Source organism: Chenggangzhangella methanolivorans, assembly GCF_019797865.1.
GTDB classification, from domain to species: domain Bacteria; phylum Pseudomonadota; class Alphaproteobacteria; order Rhizobiales; family Methylopilaceae; genus Methylopila; species Methylopila methanolivorans.
The window spans coordinates 828424-847065 of record NZ_CP081869.1 but is presented as its reverse complement, the minus strand read 5'-3'; the positions used below and the strand labels follow the sequence as shown (position 1 = coordinate 847065).

At 69.7% G+C, this 18642-nt stretch carries 9 protein-coding genes and 6 pseudogenes; all 15 read left to right on the top strand.

The features are described from left to right. Positions 1-460 precede the first annotated feature (460 nt). The 15 genes and pseudogenes from K6K41_RS04440 to ftsZ all read left to right on the top strand — a co-directional run bounded on the left by K6K41_RS04440 (position 461) and on the right by ftsZ (position 18630). Positions 461-2164 (top strand): peptidoglycan D,D-transpeptidase FtsI family protein, encoded by a 1704-nt coding sequence (locus K6K41_RS04440; protein ID WP_261405639.1) that lies wholly within the window; start codon positions 461-463, stop codon positions 2162-2164. A gap of 5 nt (positions 2165-2169) precedes the next feature. Next, positions 2170-3633 carry a UDP-N-acetylmuramoyl-L-alanyl-D-glutamate--2,6-diaminopimelate ligase gene (locus tag K6K41_RS04435; RefSeq protein ID WP_378146892.1) on the top strand — a complete coding sequence of 488 codons (1464 nt, stop codon included), beginning with the start codon at positions 2170-2172 and terminating at the stop codon, positions 3631-3633. Then, positions 3630-5086: pseudogene (locus K6K41_RS04430) on the top strand (UDP-N-acetylmuramoylalanyl-D-glutamyl-2,6-diaminopimelate--D-alanyl-D-alanine ligase). Before K6K41_RS04435 ends, K6K41_RS04430 begins: the two are co-directional and overlap by 4 nt. Before the next feature lie 9 nt (positions 5087-5095). Further along, positions 5096-6215, top strand: a pseudogene (gene mraY, locus K6K41_RS04425) (phospho-N-acetylmuramoyl-pentapeptide-transferase). A gap of 214 nt (positions 6216-6429) precedes the next feature. Next, positions 6430-7737, top strand: coding sequence for a UDP-N-acetylmuramoyl-L-alanine--D-glutamate ligase (gene murD, locus K6K41_RS04415; protein ID WP_261404070.1), 1308 nt, complete (start codon positions 6430-6432; stop codon positions 7735-7737). Between the two features lie 238 nt (positions 7738-7975). Next, entirely contained in the window at positions 7976-9151 is a 1176-nt protein-coding gene (ftsW, locus tag K6K41_RS04410; RefSeq protein ID WP_261404069.1) for a putative lipid II flippase FtsW, read from the top strand. Further along, positions 9148-10254: pseudogene (murG, locus tag K6K41_RS04405) on the top strand (undecaprenyldiphospho-muramoylpentapeptide beta-N-acetylglucosaminyltransferase). The gene ftsW and the pseudogene murG overlap by 4 nt, the downstream one beginning before the upstream one ends. A 36-nt stretch (positions 10255-10290) precedes the next feature. Next, positions 10291-11698, top strand: a pseudogene (gene murC / locus K6K41_RS04400) (UDP-N-acetylmuramate--L-alanine ligase). A 26-nt stretch (positions 11699-11724) separates the two neighbouring features. Then, the gene (locus K6K41_RS04395) at positions 11725-12027 is read left to right on the top strand and encodes a nucleotidyltransferase family protein (RefSeq protein ID WP_261404068.1); all 303 of its coding nucleotides are present in this window, start codon (positions 11725-11727) and stop codon (positions 12025-12027) included. A 30-nt stretch (positions 12028-12057) separates the two neighbouring features. After that, entirely contained in the window at positions 12058-12399 is a 342-nt protein-coding gene (locus tag K6K41_RS04390) for a HepT-like ribonuclease domain-containing protein (protein ID WP_346433449.1), read from the top strand. 19 nt (positions 12400-12418) lie between these two features. Further along, positions 12419-13346 (top strand): annotated as a pseudogene (gene murB / locus K6K41_RS04385) (UDP-N-acetylmuramate dehydrogenase). Between the two features lie 236 nt (positions 13347-13582). Continuing rightward, positions 13583-14503, top strand: coding sequence for a D-alanine--D-alanine ligase (locus K6K41_RS04380; RefSeq protein WP_261404066.1), 921 nt, complete (start codon positions 13583-13585; stop codon positions 14501-14503). Between the two features lie 77 nt (positions 14504-14580). Beyond that, entirely contained in the window at positions 14581-15495 is a 915-nt protein-coding gene (locus K6K41_RS04375) for a cell division protein FtsQ/DivIB (protein ID WP_261404065.1), read from the top strand. Then, positions 15492-16925, top strand: a complete 1434-nt coding sequence (gene ftsA / locus K6K41_RS04370; RefSeq protein WP_261404064.1) for a cell division protein FtsA — start codon at positions 15492-15494, stop codon at positions 16923-16925. The genes K6K41_RS04375 and ftsA overlap by 4 nt, the downstream gene beginning before the upstream one ends. Further along, positions 16922-18630: pseudogene (ftsZ, locus tag K6K41_RS04365) on the top strand (cell division protein FtsZ). Before ftsA ends, ftsZ begins: the two are co-directional and overlap by 4 nt. Positions 18631-18642 lie beyond the last annotated feature (12 nt).

The window sequence follows — 18642 nt, the reverse complement described above, 5'->3', positions numbered from 1 at the left end:
GCATCTCGATCTGAAGCCGCTGACGCGCGAGCAGACCTTGCATCTCGCCTCGTTGCCCGGGCGGCCTGCCGGTCGACGAGATCGGCAAGAAGCTCGAGGCGCTCGGCTTGATGGGCCAGGACGCCAGCCTCGTGATCGACAAGGAGCCGTCGACCCCGACCGCCGTGAAGAAACCGGCTCCGCCCGCCAAAAAGGCGACGATCGCCGTGAAGCCCGTGTCCCAGCTCAAGGCGCCGGCGACGCGGCCCGCGCCGCAGCCGATGCAGGTCGCGCCCGCCCCGCGGCCCGCGCAGCCTGCGAACCTGACCGATTTCCTCAGAAAGATTGGCGTCGTGCGATGAACGGGCAGGCGGTGATCGACGGCGCCTTCCGCAACGGCGCGATCGCGGGCGCGGCGCTCGGGCGCGGCGCCGGCGCGAGCGCGCGCGGCCTCTGGACCGCGACGAAGTTCGGCTGGCGCATGTTCCGACGCGCCGTGCGGCTGCTGATCGGTTCGGGCGAGGGCCTCGGCCTCACCTCGGGGCGGCTTCGGCTTGCGGCCATCGGCTTCGGCGTGATCTACGCGCTGATCGTCGGCCGCCTCGTCCAGTACGCCGTCGCGCCGAACATCGACGAGATCGAGCGGGTCGCCCAGACCGTCGCCGCCATCCAGCGGCCCGACATCGTCGACCGCAACGGCACCGTGCTCGCGACCGACGTGAAGGTGTCGTCGCTCTACGCCGAGCCGAAGAACATCATCGACGTCGACGAGGCGGTGGACCTGCTCAGCCAGGCGCTCCCCGACCTCAACGCCAAGGATCTTCGCGCCAAGCTCTCCACCAAGAAGGGCTTCGTCTGGCTGAAGCGCGAGATCTCTCCGCGCGACCAGGTGAAAGTGTTCCGCCTCGGCATTCCGGGCGTCGCCTTCGTGCAGGAGAACAAGCGCGTCTATCCGAACGGCACCCAGGTCGCCCATGTGCTCGGCTTCGCCGACATCGACAACAAGGGCATCGCGGGCATCGAGAAGTATCTCGACACGTCCGGCCTCACCCGCGCCGCGGCGCTCGAGGCCGGAAAGGGCGGCCGCATGGCGCCCATCCGCATGGCGCTCGACCTCAAGGTCCAGCACGCGGTGCGCGACGAGCTCGCCGAGGGCATGAAGAAGTTCAAGGCGATCGCGGCGTCGGCCGCCATCGCCGACGTCGACACCGGCGAGATCGTCAGCCTCGTCTCGTTGCCGGACTACGATCCGAACATTCCCTCCGACGCGCTGAAGCCGGAAGCCATCAACCGCGTCAACACCGGCGTGTTCGAGATGGGCTCGACTATGAAGGCGCTGACCATCGCCATGGGGCTGGACAGCGGCAAGGTCAGCCTCCAGAGCCGCTTCGACGCCCGCGCGCCGCTGCAGTACGGCCGGTTCAAGATCCACGACTTCCATCCGCAGCGTCGGGTGCTGACGGTGCCGGAGGTGTTCATCCACTCGTCCAACATCGGCACGGCGCGCATCGCGCTGACCATGGGCGTCGAGGCGCACAAGGCGTTTCTGAAGAAGATGGGCCAGCTCGACCGTCTCCAGACGGAGCTGCCGGAAAGCGCCCGTCCGCTGGTGCCGGCCCGCTGGGGCGAGCTCAACACCATCACCATCTCGTTCGGCCATGGCGTCGCGATCGCGCCGATCCAGTCGGTGATGGGCGTCTCGGCGCTCGTCAACGGCGGCTGGCTGATGAAGCCGACCTTCCTGCAGCGCACCGCCGAGGAGGCGCGCGCCGTCTCGACCAAGGTGCTGCGCGACCAGACCTCGGTCCAGATGCGCTACCTGATGCGCCTCAACGCCGAGAAGGGCTCGGCCAAGAAGGCCGACATTCCGGGCTACCGCGTCGGCGGCAAGACCGGCACGGCCGAGAAGGTCATCGGCGGCCGTTACTCGAAGACCAAGAACCTGACCGCCTTCACCGCCGTGTTCCCGATGGACAAGCCGCGCTACATGCTGCTCGCCGTGCTCGACGAGCCGAAGGCGCTGCCCGAGACCCACGGTTTCGCCACCTCCGGCTGGAACGTCGTTCCGGTCGGCGGCAGGATGGTCGAGCGCATCGCGCCGCTGCTCAACGTCGAGCCTGATTACGAGGCCCCGACCGCGACGGCGCTGCTCGGCGGCATCCCGACGGGCTCGGTTCAGGAGTGAGCGACCTGAAGGCTCCGGCCAGAACTCTCGGCGCGCTGTTTCCCGACGAAGGGCTCGCGCCCGACGTCGCGGCGACCGCGATCGCGGGGCTGACGGCCGACAGCCGGGCGGTGGAGCCCGGCTTCGCGTTCGCCGCGCTCGCAGGCGCCAAGACCGACGGCGCGCGCTTCGTGGCGCAGGCGCTGGAGAAGGGCGCGGCCGCGGTGGTGTCCGAAGCGCCGGTCGACGCGCCGGTTCCCGTGGTGCGGGTCGCCGACGGCCGGCTTGCGCTGGCGAAGGCGGCGGCGCGGCTCTATCCGCGCCAGCCGGAGCAGATCGCGGCCGTCACCGGCACGAGCGGCAAGAGCTCGACCGTCACGTTTCTCCGCCAGATCTGGAGCCATGCCGGCCACGCCGCCGCAAGCCTCGGCACGATCGGCGTGACCAAGCCCTCCGGGGCGACCTACGGATCGCTGACGACGCCCGATCCGGTTTCGCTCCATCGCACGCTCGACGGCCTCGCGGAGGAGGGGGTGACCCATCTCGCGATGGAGGCCTCGAGCCACGGCCTCGACCAGAAAAGACTGCATGGCGTTAACCTTAACGCCGCGGCTTTCACCAATCTCTCACGCGACCACATGGACTATCATCCGACGGTCGAGCACTACCGCGACGCCAAGCTTCGGCTCTTCACCGAACTGCTTCCCAAGGATGGGACAGCTGTGGTGTGGGCGGACTCCTCCGACGCCCCGGCCTTCATCGACGCCGCGAAGGCGAGGGGGCAGGGCCTCTTCACGCTCGGCCGCAAAGGCGAGACCTTCCGGCTGACGGACGTGCGCCGCGACGGCCTCGCCCAAATCCTTTCGCTCGACACGCCCGCCGGCCTGCGCGAGGTCCGTCTGCCGCTCGCAGGCGACTTCCAGGCCGAGAACGCGCTCGTGGCCGCAGGCCTCGCCATCGCGACCGGAGTCGACCAGGACGTCGCTCTCGCCGGCCTCGAACGGCTTGAAGGCGTGCCCGGCCGACTGGAGCTCGTGGGCGAAACGCCTTCGGGCGCCGCGGTCTTCGTCGATTACGCCCACAAGCCCGACGCTCTCGCCTCGGTGCTCGCGGCCCTTCGTCCCTTCGCCGCTGGACGCCTCGTCGCGGTCTTCGGCGCCGGCGGCGACCGGGATCCGGGCAAGCGCCCGATGATGGGCGAGGCGGCGGCGGCCGGCGCCGACGACGTCGTCGTCACCGACGACAATCCGCGCTCCGAAGAGCCCGCGAAGATCCGCGCCGCGATCCTCGCCGCGGCTCCGCAGGCGCGTGAAATCGGCGATCGCCGGACCGCGATCGAGACCGCGGTCGGCGAGGCGAAAGCCGGCGACGTGGTGGTGATCGCGGGCAAGGGTCACGAAACCGGCCAGATCGTGGGCGATCGGACATTGCCGTTCTCCGACCACGAGGTGGTTCGCGAGACGCTCGCAAAGTTGGGGGACGCCGCGTGACCGCGCAGACCGCATTCGCCGAGCCGCTCTGGTCCGCGCCGGAGCTCGCGCTCGCCACCGCCGGGCGCCTCGCCGGCCGTCCGGACGGCGCGCTGACGGGCGTCTCGATCGACAGCCGCACGGTCGGGCGCGGCGACGTGTTCTTCGCCATCAAGGGCGACGTGCATGACGGCCACAAATTCGTCGGCGACGCGCTCGGCCGCGGAGCGAGCCTCGCGGTCGTGGACGAGGCCCACGCCGACGAGGCGTCGGCCTTCGGCCCGATCCTCATCGTCAAGGACGTGCTCGAGGCGATGGTCGCGACCGGGATCGCGGCCCGCGCCCGCTCGCGCGCCAAGATCGTCGCGGTGACGGGCTCGGTCGGAAAGACCTCGACCAAGGAGGCGCTGCGCCTTGCGCTCGCGGAGGACGGCCAGACCCACGCCTCCGCCGCCTCCTACAACAACCATTGGGGCGTGCCGCTCACGCTCGCGCGCCTGCCGAAGTCGGCCGCCTATGGCGTGTTCGAGATCGGCATGAACCACCCCGACGAGATCCGCCCGCTCACCAAGATGGTGCGCCCGCACGTCGCGATGGTGACGAACGTCGAGCCCGTCCATCTCGCAGCCTTCAAGAACGTCGAGGGCATCGCCGACGCCAAGGCCGAGATCTTCGAGGGGCTGGTGCGCGGCGGCCATGCGGTCGTCAATCGCGACAACGCCCATTACGAGCGCCTGAAGGCCGCCGCCATCGAATGCGGCGCCGCGGTCTGGAGCTTCGGCGAGCACGTCTCGGCGGACTCTCGCCTCGACCGGCTGGCGCTCAAGGAGACGAGCTCCTGCGTCGCCGCCACCATCCTGGGCGAGCCCGTCACCTTCAAGATCGGCGCGCCCGGCCGCCACGTCGTCCAGAACGCGCTCGGCGTGCTGCTGGCCGCCAAGCTCGCCGGCGCGGACCTCGCGCTCGCCGCGCTCGCGCTCGCCAAGTTCGCCCCGCCCGCCGGGCGCGGCCAGCGCCACGAGCTCGGCGTCGCAGGCGGCTCGCTGCTTGTGATCGACGAAAGCTAAACGCCAATCCCGCTTCGATGCGCTCGGCGCTCGCGCTGCTCGGCCACACCATGGCGCCGCCGACGGGCCGCCGCATCGCCGTGCTGGGCGACATGCTGGAGCTCGGCGACGAGGGGCCGGCGCTCCACGCCAAGGTGGCGGAGACGGCGGCGGCGGCGCGCATCGACCTCGTGTTCTGCGCCGGGCCGCTGATGAAGTCGCTCTTCGACGCGCTGCCCAAGGCGCGCCGCGGCGGATGGGCCGAGACCGCCGCCGAGCTTCAGCCCAAGCTGCTCGATCGCCTGAAGGCCGGCGACGTCGTCATGGTGAAAGGCTCCAACGGCTCGCGCATGGGCCCGGTCGTCGCCGCGATGAAAGAGCGCTTCCGGCCTCTTTCGACGGTCGACGAGACGCAGGCGGCCGGGTAAAGCGCGACCATGCTCAGCTTCCTCGCCGAATTCTCGGACCTCGTTCCGGGCTTCAACATCTTCCGCTACATCACGTTCCGCACCGGCGGCGCCGTGATGACGGGCGCGCTGTTCGTGTTCCTGTTCGGCCCGCTGATCATCGACACGCTCAGGATCAAGCAGGGCAAGGGCCAGCCGATCCGAGCGGACGGCCCGGTCACCCACCTCTCCAAGCGCGGCACCCCCACCATGGGCGGGCTGATGATCCTCTCCGGGATGATCGCCTCGGTGCTGCTGTGGGGGAACCTCGCCAATCCTTACGTCTGGATCGTTCTGTTCGTCACCGTGGGCTTCGGCGCGATCGGCTTCTATGACGACTATCTCAAGGTCACGAAGCAGACCCACGCCGGCTATTCGGGCAAGATGCGACTGGGCCTCGAATTCGCCATCGCCATCATCGCGGTCTACTGCATCGCGATCGCGGGCCAGCCGGGCGGCTTCCGCGCCGCGAGCCTGCCGGGCCTCGACTTCGGCTTCTCGACCTCGCTAGCCTTTCCGTTCTTCAAGAACCTGTTGCTCGATCTCGGCTGGTTCTTCGTCCTGTTCGGCGCGGTGGTGCTGGTGGGCGCGGGCAACGCCGTGAACCTCACCGACGGCCTCGACGGCCTCGCGATCGTGCCGGTGATGATCGCGGCCGCGAGCTTCGGCTTCATCGCCTATCTCTCCGGCAACGCGCTCTTCGCCGAGTACCTTCAGATCCACTTCACGACCGGAACCGGCGAGATCGCGGTCGTGTGCGGCGCGATGCTGGGGGGGGCTCGGCTTCCTCTGGTTCAACGCGCCCCCGGCCTCGATCTTCATGGGCGACACCGGATCGCTCGCGCTCGGCGGCATGCTGGGCGCGACCGCGGTCGCGACCAAGCATGAGATCGTGCTCGCCATCATCGGCGGCCTGTTCGTGCTCGAGGCCGTGTCGGTGATCGTGCAGGTCGCCTCCTTCAAGCTGACGGGCAAGCGGGTGTTCCGCATGGCCCCGATCCACCATCACTTCGAGCAGCTCGGCTGGTCGGAGCCCCAGGTCGTCGTGCGTTTCTGGATCATCGCCGTCGTGCTGGCCCTCGTGGGCCTTGCGACGCTGAAGCTGAGGTGACGGGCATGGCTGCTTCGCAAGACCACATCGAGGCCAACTGCGTGCTTCGAGACGCCGTTCTGCGGACGGCTCCTCAGCATAAGGTGCATGTGTGGAGTCTAAGGGCTCCTCATGCCGAGGAGCGACGCGACGCGGCGCGTCCCGACGCACGCAGCGCCTCTCCCCAGAACGCCTTCTTCTGGATCAACCTCGCGCAGAGGCGGGCGTCTCTCTCGTGACGCCTGCGACCGCGTTCAAGGACATGAAGGTCGCGGTCTTCGGGCTCGGCGGCTCGGGGCTTGCGACCGTGCGCAGCCTCGTGGCGGGCGGCGCCGACGTCACCGCCTTCGACGACAACGCCGCGAGCGTCGAGAAGGCCAAGGCCGAAGGCCTGCCGACCGGCGACCTGCGCGAGGGCGACTTCTCCCGTTTCGAGCTTTTGGTGCTCGCGCCGGGCGTGCCGCTCACCCATCCCAAGCCCCATTGGAGCGTGGAGCTCGCCAAGGCCGCGGGCGTCGGCGTCATCGGCGACATCCAGATCTTCTGCAGCGAGCGCGACACGATCGCGCCGGACGCGCCCTTCGTCGCGATCACCGGCACCAACGGCAAGTCCACCACCACGGCGCTGACCGCTCATGTGCTGCGCGAGGCCGGCTGGGACGTGCAGATGGGCGGCAACATCGGCGTTCCGGTGCTGGAGCTCGCGCCGCCCGCGCCGAACCGCGTCCATGTGGTGGAGTGCTCCTCCTACCAGATCGACCTCACCATGACCCTCGCACCGACCGTCGGGGTGATGCTGAACCTCTCCGAGGATCATCTCGACCGCCACGGCACGATGGACGGCTACGCCGGCGTCAAGGAGCGGCTGGTGGTGAACGCGAAGACCGCTGTGATCGGCGTCGACGACGAGCGGTCGGCCGCGATGGCGAAGCGGCTTGCGATCGCGGGCGTCGAGGTCGTCAAGATTTCGGAGAACGATCCGCTCGACCTCTCCGGCGCCCGGGCGCTGCGCGGCGCGCACAACGTCCAGAACGCGAGCGCGGTCCGCGCGGTCGCCCGTGCGCTCGGCCTCGACGACGCGGCGATCCTGAAGGGCTTTTCGACCTTCCCGGGTCTCGCGCACCGGATGGAGATTTCGACGCCTGGCCGCGTCGTGTTCATCAACGACTCGAAGGCGACAAACGCCGACAGCGCCGAGAAGGCGCTCGCCTCGTTCGAGAAGTCGTTCTGGATCCTCGGCGGCAAGCCCAAGACCGGCGGCATCGAGGCGCTGGTTCCGCTGCTCGGGCGCGTCGAGAAGGCGTTTCTCGTCGGCGAGGCCTCGGAGGCTTTCGCCAGGACGCTTGGCGAGCACGGCGTCGCGCACGACTTCTGCGGGACCGTCGACAAGGCGGTCGAGGCCGCCGCGAAGGCCGCGGAGGCGTCGGCCGATCCGGAGCCCGTCGTGCTGTTCTCGCCGGCCTGCGCCTCCTTCGACCAGTTCCGCAATTTCGAGGAGCGCGGCGAAGCGTTCCGCAGGGCCGTGCTGGGACTTCAGCTTTAAGCGCCGGGTCATCCCGGCCGAAGAGCCGGGATCCAGAACCGATAAGGGATGGGCAAGCCCCACGACGCGTCGGTTCTGGATCCCGGGTCAAGCCCGGGATGACGCGCTTTGGCTCCAGCGCATCTCGCTTGGCGGCCCCAGTTCGAACTTCATTAACGCTAACCGTCCATTCTCGGCTCGCGCCTTTCCGCCCGCCGGGCCGCGACGCGCCGCATGCTCTTCGGAGTGGAACAGAACCATGATCTCCCGCGCGGAACGCACCCTCTTCGGCGAGTGGTGGTGGACCATCGACCGGGCCCTGCTCTTCGCCGTGAGCGGCCTCATGGTCCTCGGCGTCGTCCTGTCGCTCGCGGCCTCGCCCCCCGTCGCCGAACGCATCGGGCTCGACCTGTTCCACTTCGTGAACCGCCAGGCGCTGTTCCTCGCCCCGGCGTTCCTCATCATGATCGGCATCTCGTTTCTGTCGCCGCGGCAGGTGCGCAGGCTCGCCTGGATCGTGTTCGCGGGCGGCATGGTTCTGCTCGCCGTGACGCTCGTCCACGGCACCGAGATCAAGGGCGCGCGGCGCTGGGTCTCGTTCGCCGGCATCGTCGTGCAGCCGTCCGAATTCGTGAAGCCGGCCTTCATCGTGCTCGCCGCCTGGCTCTTCGCCGAAGGCTCCGAGCGGCGCGACATGCCGGGCCACATCCTCTCCACCGTGCTGCTCGGCTCGGTGGTGGGCCTGCTCATCCTTCAGCCCGACCTCGGCCAGACCGTTCTGACGACGGCGGTCTGGGGCGTGCTGTTCTTCCTCGCGGGCCTGCCCTGGATCTGGGTGGTCGGGCTCGGCGGGGCGGGGGCCTTCGGCCTCATCACCGCCTATCAGGTGCTGCCGCATGTGGCGCGCCGCATCGACCGCTTCCTCGACCCCGAGACCGGCGACAACTTCCAGATCGAGAAAGCCACAGAGGCCTTCGCGTCCGGCGGCTGGTTCGGCAAGGGCCCGGGCGAGGGCACCGTCAAGCGCATCATCCCGGACGGGCACACCGACTTCATCTTCTCCGTGACCGCGGAGGAGTTCGGCGTGCTGTTCTGCATGGTGATCGTGTCGATCTACGCCTTCATCGTGCTGCGCGGCCTCTACCACGCCCGCAACACGCAGGACGGCTTCACAAGGCTCGCGATCGCCGGCCTCGTCATGCTGTTCGGCCTGCAGTCGGCCATCAACATGGCGGTGAACCTCCACATGATCCCGGCCAAGGGCATGACGCTGCCCTTCGTGTCCTACGGCGGCTCCTCGATGTTCGCGCTCGCGCTCGGCATGGGCATGCTGCTGGCGCTCACCCGCAAGCGCCCGCGCGCCGACGCGCTCGCCGCCGAGATCAGGCGTCACGCCCGCAAGAGCGGCCACGCGCCCGCCGGAGCCCCGGCGTGACCGGTCGGCCGATCCTGCTCGCCGCGGGCGGCACCGGCGGGCATCTCTTCCCGGCCGAAGCGCTCGCGACCGAACTCGCAGCGCGCGGCGTCCCCGTCGAGCTCATCACCGACGAGCGCGCGCTCGCCTACGCCTCGCATTTCCCGGCGCGCGCGCTGCACGCCGCCCCCGCCGACACGCTGCGCGGATCGGGGCCCGCGGCCTACGCCAAGCTGGGCCTCACGCTGTCGCGCGGCGTCGTCCGCTGCGTCTCGATCCTGCGCAAGGTCGAGCCGGCGGCCGTCGTCGGCTTCGGCGGCTATCCGACCTTCCCGCCGCTGGTCGCGGCCCGCATCGTCGGCGCGCCCGTGATCCTTCACGAGCAGACGCCGTGATGGGCCGCGCCAACCGCATGCTGGCGAAGCTCGCGACGAAGATCGCCACAGGCTTCCCGACGGTCTCGGGCGCGCCGGAAGGCCGCGAGACCGTCCATGTCGGCAACCCTGTGCGCCCGCAGGTGATCGCGGCGAGCGAGGTCGCCTACCGGCCGCCGAGCAACCACCACCCCATTCGCCTGCTCGCCTTCGGCGGAAGCCAGGGGGCGCGCTTCATCTCCGAGATCCTGCCGGCCGCGCTCGCGCTGTTGCCGACGGAGCTGCGCGATCGGCTCGCCGTGACCCAGCAGGCCCGCCCCGAGGACATCGAGGCCGCGCGCGCAGCCTATGCGGCCGCGGGCGTGAAGGCCGAGCTCTCCTCCTTCTTCGCCGACATGCCCGGCCACATGGCGCTCGCCCAGTTCGTGATCGCGCGCGCCGGCGCCTCGACGGTCGCGGAGCTCGCGGTGATCGGGCGTCCCTCGATCCTCGTGCCGCTGCCCCGCGCTCGACAACGACCAGCTCGCCAACGCCAACGCGCTCGCGCTCGCGGGCGGCGCGGTCGTCTGGGAGCAGTCCCGCCTGTCGCCCCAGGCGCTCGCCGACGATCTCGCCGTCCGCCTCGAGGACGCCGCGGGCCTCGCCGCCGCCGCCGACGCCGCCCGCCGCGTCGGCGCGCCCGACGCCGCCGCGCGGCTCGCAGATGTGGTATTGGCGGCGGCGAGCGGCCGGTCTGCCGCCCGAAGCTGAAGCCGTCCTTCCCTCGAACTGACCGCGTGCCGACCCATGAAACTTCCCCGCGACATCGGGCCCATCCATTTCGTCGGCATCGGCGGCATCGGCATGTCGGGCATCGCCGAGGTGCTGGCCAATCTCGGCTACACGGTGCAGGGCTCGGACGCCGCCGAGAACGCCAACGTCAAGCGCCTGCGCGAGAAGGGCGTCGCGGTCACGATCGGCCATGCGGCCGAAAACCTCGGCAAGGCCGAGGTCGTGGTCGTCTCCTCGGCGATCAAGCGCAACAACGCCGAGCTCGCCGCCGCCCGCGAGCGCCGCCTGCCCGTCGTGCGCCGCGCCGAGATGCTCGCCGAGCTGATGCGGCTCAAGACCTGCGTCGCGATCGCCGGCACGCACGGCAAGACCACCACGACCTCGCTCGTCGCCACGCTGCTCGACGCCGGCGGGCTCGATCCCACCGTCATCAACGGCGGCATCATCAACGCATACGGCGCGAACGCCCGCATGGGCGACGGCGACTGGATGGTGGTGGAGGCCGACGAGAGCGACGGCACCTTCCTCAAGCTTCCCGCCGACGTCGCGGTCGTCACCAACATCGACCCCGAGCATCTCGACCATTTCGGCACCTTCGACGCCGTGAAGGCCGCGTTCCGCTCCTTCGTGGAGAACGTGCCGTTCTACGGCTTCGCGGTGATGTGCCTTGACCACCCGACCGTGCAGGACATGGTGGGCCTGATCGAAGACCGCCGGGTCGTGACCTATGGCGAGAACCCGCAGGCCGACGTGCGCCTGCGCGACCTCGACCTCAAGGGCGGCCAGTGCCGCTTCCGCGTGACGATCCATGACCGCACGTCCGGCGCCGAGACCGCGCTCGACGATCTCGTGCTGCCGATGGCCGGCCGCCACAACGCGCTGAACGCGACCGCGGCCATCGCCGTCGCCCATGAACTCGGCGCGACCCCGGACCAGATCCGGGCGGGCCTCTCGAAGTTCGGCGGCGTGAAGCGTCGCTTCACCCGCGTGGGCGAGTGGAACGGGGTCACGATCTTCGACGACTACGGCCACCATCCGGTGGAGATCGCGGCCGTCCTGAAGGCCGCGCGCGCTTCCACGGACGCCAATGTCGTGGCCGTCGTCCAGCCGCACCGCTACTCGCGCCTCAAGGCGCTGTTCGACGGATTTTCGAGCTGCTTCAACGACGCCGACACGGTGATCGTCGCCGACGTCTACGCGGCCGGCGAGCAGCCGATCGAGGGCGCCGAGCGCGACGATCTGATCGCGGGCCTGCGGGCGCGCGGCCATCGCCACGTCATCCCGCTTGAGAGCCCGCAGGCGCTCGCGGGCGTCGTGGCGGGAGTGGCCAGGCCAGGCGACTACGTGGTGTTGCTGGGGCGCGGGCTCGAGCACCTACTGGGCCGCCGCGCTCCCGGACGAGCTGGCGGCGCTTAAGAGCTGAACTGGAGGCGTGCTAGAACGAACGCCATGACGATGTCGCGCGAACATCTGATCCAGAGCCTTCTGGAGCTGGAGCCGAAGCTGAGGGCCAGGGGCGTGACCCACATGGCCCTGTTCGGTTCGCGCGCGCGCCAGGACAATCGACCCGACAGCGACGTCGACGTGGCGATCGAGGTTGATCCGCATGCCAAGTTCTCGCTGATCGACCTTTCGGGCGTCGCCGTGGCCATCGAGGACGAAACGTCTCTGGAAGCTAACGTTCTCATGCGTCGAAGCCTGGACGGCTCGTTCAGGAGTTCGTTCGAGAGAGACGCCATAGAGGTCTTCTGATGAACGAGAAGGTCAAAGACCGGCTCGGTCATATCAGCGTCGCCATTCAGGATATCCGGTCGCTCCTCGACGCGAAGACGATCGACCACCCTCCGCACCGACAGGTTCGCCCGCGCGGCTTTCGAGCGGTTCCTCGAGATCGTGAGCGAAGCGTCTCGACATATCCCGGCCGAATGGAAAGCCACGGACGCTCCCGACATCGACTGGCCGGCCGTCGCCAATCTTGGAAACATCATCCGCCACGTCTATCAGCGGGTCGACCTCGATATCCTGTGGAGCGTCTATGAGGACGATCTCGGGCCCCTCGAGGCGGCGATAGATGTCATGACCGAACGTCACTTCCCCGAACCGCCATCTGGTTCAGAACCGTAGCGGCCGTTAAGCGCGAGCGATGCACAGCCAACCTCCGCCTCTCCCCGATCGCCTCACGGCCCTCATGCCCGATCTGCGCGGCAAGCTCGTCGTGGGCCAAGCGCTCGGCGACCTCGCCTGGTTCCGCGTCGGCGGGCCGGCTGAAGCGCTGTTCTCTCCGTCAGACGAGGACGACCTCGCTTATTTCCTCTCCCGCCTGCCGGCCGAAACGCCGCTCTATCCGATCGGCCTCGGCTCGAACCTCCTGGTGCGCGACGGCGGCGTGCCGGGCGTGGTGGTGAGGCTCGGCAAGAGTTTTTGCCGGCATCGAGCGCGTTGGCGCGGATCGGCTGCTTGTCGGCGCCGCGGCGGCCGACAAGCGCGTCGCGCTCGCGGCCCATGAGGCCGGTTTGGGCGGCTTCGCGTTCTACCACGGCATTCCGGGCGCGATCGGCGGGGCGCTGCGCATGAACGCGGGCGCGAACGGGACCGAGACCTGCCAGCGCGTCGTCGAAGTCTACGGCGTCGATCGGACGGGCGCGAAGCGGACCTTCTCGAACGCCGAGATGGGCTACACCTATCGCCACTCCTCCGCGCCCGCCGACGTCATCTTCACCGGCGCGCTGATGCAGGGCGAGGTTCGGGACAAGGCCGAGATCCGCGCCGAAATGGACGCCGTCGCCGAGCACCGCGAGACCAACCAGCCGATCAAGAGCCGCACCGGCGGCTCGACCTTCAAGAACCCGCCCGGAAACTCCGCCTGGAAGCTGATCGACGCCGCCGGCATGCGCGGCCACCGGATCGGCGGCGCGCAGGTCTCCGAGATGCACTGCAATTTCCTCATCAATGTCGGGGGCGCGACCGCGGCCGACATCGAGGGGCTCGGCGAGGAGGTCCGCCGCCGCGTGCGCGAGACGTCCGGGGTGGAGCTCGAATGGGAGATCAAGCGGATCGGGACGGCGGCGTAAGGAAAGGCCTTGGGGAGGCCGACTGCGTGCTTCGAGACGCGGCCCAGAGGCCGCTCCTTAGCATGAGGTCAGGTTTGAGCTTCCACCACGCTCCTCATGCTGAGGAGGCCCGCAGGGCCGTCTCGAAGCACGCAGTTCGTCTCGGCGCGCGCGTCGCGGGCGCTTTGTCCTGAACACGATCCGGCCCGGCGCGTCGCGCCGTCCGGGATGACGACAAGAAGCATTCGGGGGAACGCATGTCGAAGCACGTCGCCGTCCTCATGGGCGGGCTCTCCTCGGAGCGACAGGTCTCGCTCTGGTCGGGAGAAGCCTGCGCCAAGGCTCTGGAGAGCAAGGGCTTTCAGGTCACGCGGGTGGATGTCGGCCGCGACCTCCCCGAGGTGCTCCAGCGCGTGAAGCCGGACGTCTGCTTCAATGCGCTGCACGGCCGCTTCGGCGAGGACGGCACGGTGCAGGGCCTGCTCGAGTTGATGGGCATCCCCTACACGCATTCCGGCGTGCTGGCCTCCTCGCTCGCGATGCACAAGGAGCGGGCCAAGACCGTGATGGCCGCCGCAGGAGTTCCTGTCGCGCGTGGCAAAGTCGTCACACGCGCGGAGGCTGCGAAGGCGCATCCGATCGAGCCGCCTTACGTTCTCAAGCCTGTCGACGGCGGATCGTCGGTCGGGGTGCTGATTGTTAACGAAGACCATGTCCACCCGCCGCAGGAGCTCACCCGCGAGGACTGGCCCCACGGCGAGCTGCTGCTGGCGGAAAAATTCGTGGCGGGACGGGAACTTACCTGCGCTGTCTTAGACGGCGAGGCGCTCGACGTGATCGAGATTCTCCCTTCCGACGGCTGGTACGATTTCGAGGCCAAGTACGCCAAAGGCGGCTCGAAGCACGTTCTCCCGGCCGAAATTTCATCCTTTGTTTACCAACAGGTCCGAAAACTGGCTGTCGCGGCGCACCACGCGCTCGGGTGCCGCGGGGTCAGCAGAGCGGACTTCCGTTTCGACGATCGTCCCAACGGAACCGGCGAACTCGTCTGCCTCGAAGTGAACACGCAGCCCGGCATGACGGAGACGTCGCTCGTGCCGGAACTCGCCGCTTATGTCGGCATGGGGTTTGGTGAGCTCGTCACATGGCTCGTGGAGGACGCGTCCTTAGATCGGTAGAGGAGCCGCAGCTCGCGGCCCCGCCCGTTCGCGCATCGCGTCCCCAGCCCACGCTGGTCTACCGCACCGATCCCAACATGCGCGCGGCCGGCGAGGCCCGCGTCCAGCGCCCCGACATCGACGACGTCGACGAGGTGATCGGCGCGAGCCGCTGGTCATCCCTCCGCTTCCGCCTCGAGCGCGTCGCGCGCAAGCGTCGCCTTGGCCTCGCGCTGGTCGCCGTCCTCTACGGCGGCACCGGCCTGCTCGGCATGATCGACGGCGGCCATTGGCCGACGGTGCGCGACGAAATCCTCAACGCCCACGTCACGACCGCCAACCTGATGGGCTTCCGCATCACCGCGGTGCAGACCGAGGGGCAGGTGGCGCTGACCGACGACGAGGTGCTGCTTGCGCTCGGCGTCAAGGACGACACCGCGCTGCCCTTCCTCGACGTCCGCGCGGCCCGCGAGCGCCTGATGGCGAACCCGCTCGTCCAGGACGCGACCGTCAAGAAGCTCTACCCCGACCGCCTCACCGTGAACCTCGTCGAGCGCAAGCCCTTCGCGCTCTGGCAGCACGACGGCAAGGTCCAGATCCTGGCCGAGGACGGCACGCCGATCGACGAGTTCCGCGACTCGCGCTTCGCGCATCTGCCGCTGGTCGTCGGCCCGTCGGCGAACCTCAAGGCCCAGAAGCTGCTCGACGCGCTCGCGCTCGCGCCGAAGATCCGCGAGGAGACCTACGCCGCGGTGTTCGTCGCCGAGCGGCGCTGGAACCTGCGCCTGCGCTCCGGGGTCGAGGTCAAGCTGCCCGAGATCGGCTATGCGGCCGCGCTGGCGCGTCTCGAGTCGCTCCAGGCCAAGCAGAACGTTTTCGCGAAGTGGATCAACGTGGTGGACCTGCGCTCCCCCGCGAAGATCGTGGTGCGCCTCTCGCCCGAGGCCGCGGCCCAGATGGCGGAGGCCGACAAGGCCGCCGCCAAGGCCAAGAAGAAGGCTGGCCAGATATGAGCGGCGCGTTCCCCTACGGCGTCGTGCCGAAGATGCGGCCGTTGCCGGGCCGCCGGGCCGTGATCGTGTCGGCGCTCGACGTCGGCACCTCGAAGGTCGTGTGCATGGTGGCGCGCCTGCGCCCCACCGAGGCCGGCGACGCGCTTCCCGACCGCAGCCACACCGTCGAGCTCATCGGCGTCGGCCACCAGCGCTCGCGCGGCGTGAAGGGCGGCAAGATCGTCGACATGGAGGCGGCCGAGCAGGCCATTCGCCTCGCCGTCGACGCCGCCGAACGCATGGCCGGCGTCCAGATCGAGAGCGTCATCGCGTCGATCTCCGCCGGGCGCCTCGCCTCCGAGACTTTTCACGCCGAGGTCGACATCGCCGGCCGCCCGGTCGAGGACCGCGACATCCGCCGCGTGCTGCAGGCGGGCTGCGTCCACACCGTGCGCCCGAACCGCGCCGTGGCGCATTCGATCCCGACCGGCTTCGCGCTCGACGCCACCCGCGGCGTGCGCGACCCGCTCGGCATGGTCGGCCAGCAGCTCGGCGTCGACATGCACATCGTGAGCGCGGAGGGCGCTCCGCTGCGCAACCTCACGCTCTGCGTCGAACGCAGCCACCTCAATGTCGAGACCATGGTGGCGGCGCCTTACGCGGCCGGTCTCGCGAGCCTCGTCGACGACGAGAGCGAGATGGGCGTCACGCTCATCGACATGGGCGGCGGCGCGACCTCGGTCGCGGTGTTCCAGGGCGGATCCTTCGTGCATTGCGACGCGGTGGCGCTCGGCGGCCATCACGTCACGCTCGACCTCGCCCGCGGCCTCTCGACCTCCATCGACGAGGCGGAGCGGCTCAAGACCCTGCACGCCAGCGTGTTTCCCTCGATCGCCGACGAGCGCGAGCAGATCGCCGTCACGCCGGTCGGCGAGGCGGAGCTCGAGGCGCAGAACTATCTGCCGAAGTCGATGATCGTGAAGATCGTCAAGCCGCGCGTCGAGGAGACCCTCGAGCTCGTGCGCGATCGCCTTCGCGCCTCCGGCCACGCCTCCGAGGCGCGCCGCGTGGTGCTGACCGGCGGCGCCTGCCAGCTCACGGGCCTGCCCGAGCTCGCGCGGCGAATCCTCGACCGCCCGGTCCGCATCGGCCGCCCGCTGGGCGCCCGCGGTCTTCCCGAGGCGGCCAAGGGCCCGGCCTTCGCGGCCCCGGTGGGGCTGCTCGTCTATCCGCAAGTCGCCGGCGTCGAGCATGTCGACCCGCGGCGGATGCGTCGCGGCGGCTCGCAGCCGCAAAAGGACACGTACATCCACCGGGTCGGCCGGTGGCTGAAGAGAGCTTCTGACCGGCGGCGCGGCGGCCGTCGGTCGGCAGGGGCCAAGCGCGCCCTCCGATCGCCGAGGACTGAAACGACTCGCGGTTGGCGCGAAAATTCTAGAGGCTTGAGATGACCATCAACCTGAAGATGCCGGACATCCGGGAACTGAAGCCCCGCATCACCGTGTTCGGTTGCGGCGGCGCTGGCGGCAACGCGGTCAACAACATGATCGACGCCGGCCTCGTTGGCGTCGACTTCGTGGTCGCCAACACCGACGCGCAGGCGCTGACGCTCTCGAAGGCCGAGCGCATCATCCAGATGGGCGTGCAGGTCACCGAGGGCCTCGGCGCCGGCTCGCAGCCGGAAGTCGGCCGCGCGGCCGCCGAAGAGGTCATCGACGAGATCCGCGACCATCTCTCGGGCGCCCACATGGCGTTCATCACCGCCGGCATGGGCGGCGGCACCGGCACGGGCGCCGCGCCCGTCATCGCCCGCGCGGCCCGTGAAGCCGGCATCCTCACCGTCGGCGTCGTCACGAAGCCGTTCCACTTCGAAGGCATGCGCCGGATGAAGACGGCGGAAGCCGGCATCGAGGAGCTGCAGAAGGCGGTCGACACGCTGATCGTCATCCCGAACCAGAACCTGTTCCGGGTCGCCAACGAGCGCACCACCTTCGCCGACGCCTTCGCGATGGCCGACCAGGTGCTCTATTCGGGCGTGGCCTGCATCACCGACCTGATGGTCAAGGAAGGCCTCATCAACCTCGACTTCGCCGCGTCCGCGCGATCATGCGCGAGATGGGCAAGGCGATGATGGGCACCGGCGAAGCCTCGGGCGAGAAGCGCGCCGTGCAGGCCGCCGAAGCCGCCATCGCCAACCCGCTGCTCGACGACGTCTCGATGAAGGGCGCCCGCGGCCTGCTGATCTCGATCACCGGCGGCAACGACCTCACCCTCTACGAAGTCGACGAAGCCGCGACCCGCATCCGCGAGGAGGTCGACTCCGAGGCCAACATCATCCTCGGCGCCACCTTCGACGAGAGCCTGGAAGGCATCATCCGCGTGTCGGTCGTCGCCACCGGCATCGACCACATCCTCGAGGCCGGCATGCCGACCCCGGCCGAGCAGCGCATCGCCGAGCTCGCGAGCCGCGTGAAGCCGGCGGCTCCCGCGCCCGCGCCGATGGCCCACCGCTCGCCCGAGCCGCAGCCGCTCCCGACCTTCCGCCCGGCGGCGCCCGTCGCCCAGGCGCAGGTCGAGCAGGCGGCCGAGGTCGAGAACCACTACGACGCACAGGTCGTGGCGGCGATCGAGGACGTCACCATCCGTCCGGCCGCGCCGCGCGCGCAGGTCGCCGAGCCGGAGCACCACGCCGAGGAGCAGTACGTTGAGGAGAGCGCCCATGAGGCGCCCTTCATCCCGCCGCACGCCGAGCGCGCCCCGGCGCGCGGTCCGCGCATGCCGCGGATCGAGGACCTGCCGATGCCGGCCCAGGCGCAGATCCGCGCGAACCATCACGCGGAAGTCGCCGGCCAGCCGGACAAGAAGCGCATGACGCTGCTCCAGCGCCTCGCCAACGGCCTCGGCCGCGGCCAGGAGGACGAGGGCCATCACCACGCCCCGCAGCAGGCCTATCAGCCCGCTCCGCAGCCGGCTCCGCGCATGCAGGCTCCGGCCCCGCAGAGCGACTACGCCCGCCGCCCGGCGCAGCCCCCGATGGGCCGCCCGGCCCAGGGCAACCTTGACGCCCACGGCCGCGCCCCGGCTCCGCAGCATCCCCGCGGCCTCGAGGACGACCAGCTCGAGATCCCGGCCTTCCTTCGCCGTCAGGCGAACTGAGGCGCTGGACTT

Bases quoted from the DNA above. Each gene is read 5' to 3' on its own strand.
- K6K41_RS04440 (WP_261405639.1), top strand. From the start codon at position 461: ATGTTCCGACGCGCCGTGCGGCTGCTGATCGGTTCGGGCGAGGGCCTC.
- ftsW (WP_261404069.1), top strand. From the start codon at position 7,976: ATGATCTCCCGCGCGGAACGCACCCTCTTCGGCGAGTGGTGGTGGACC.
- K6K41_RS04395 (WP_261404068.1), top strand. From the start codon at position 11,725: ATGACGATGTCGCGCGAACATCTGATCCAGAGCCTTCTGGAGCTGGAG.
- K6K41_RS04380 (WP_261404066.1), top strand. From the start codon at position 13,583: ATGTCGAAGCACGTCGCCGTCCTCATGGGCGGGCTCTCCTCGGAGCGA.
- K6K41_RS04375 (WP_261404065.1), top strand. From the start codon at position 14,581: ATGCGCGCGGCCGGCGAGGCCCGCGTCCAGCGCCCCGACATCGACGAC.
- ftsA (WP_261404064.1), top strand. From the start codon at position 15,492: ATGAGCGGCGCGTTCCCCTACGGCGTCGTGCCGAAGATGCGGCCGTTG.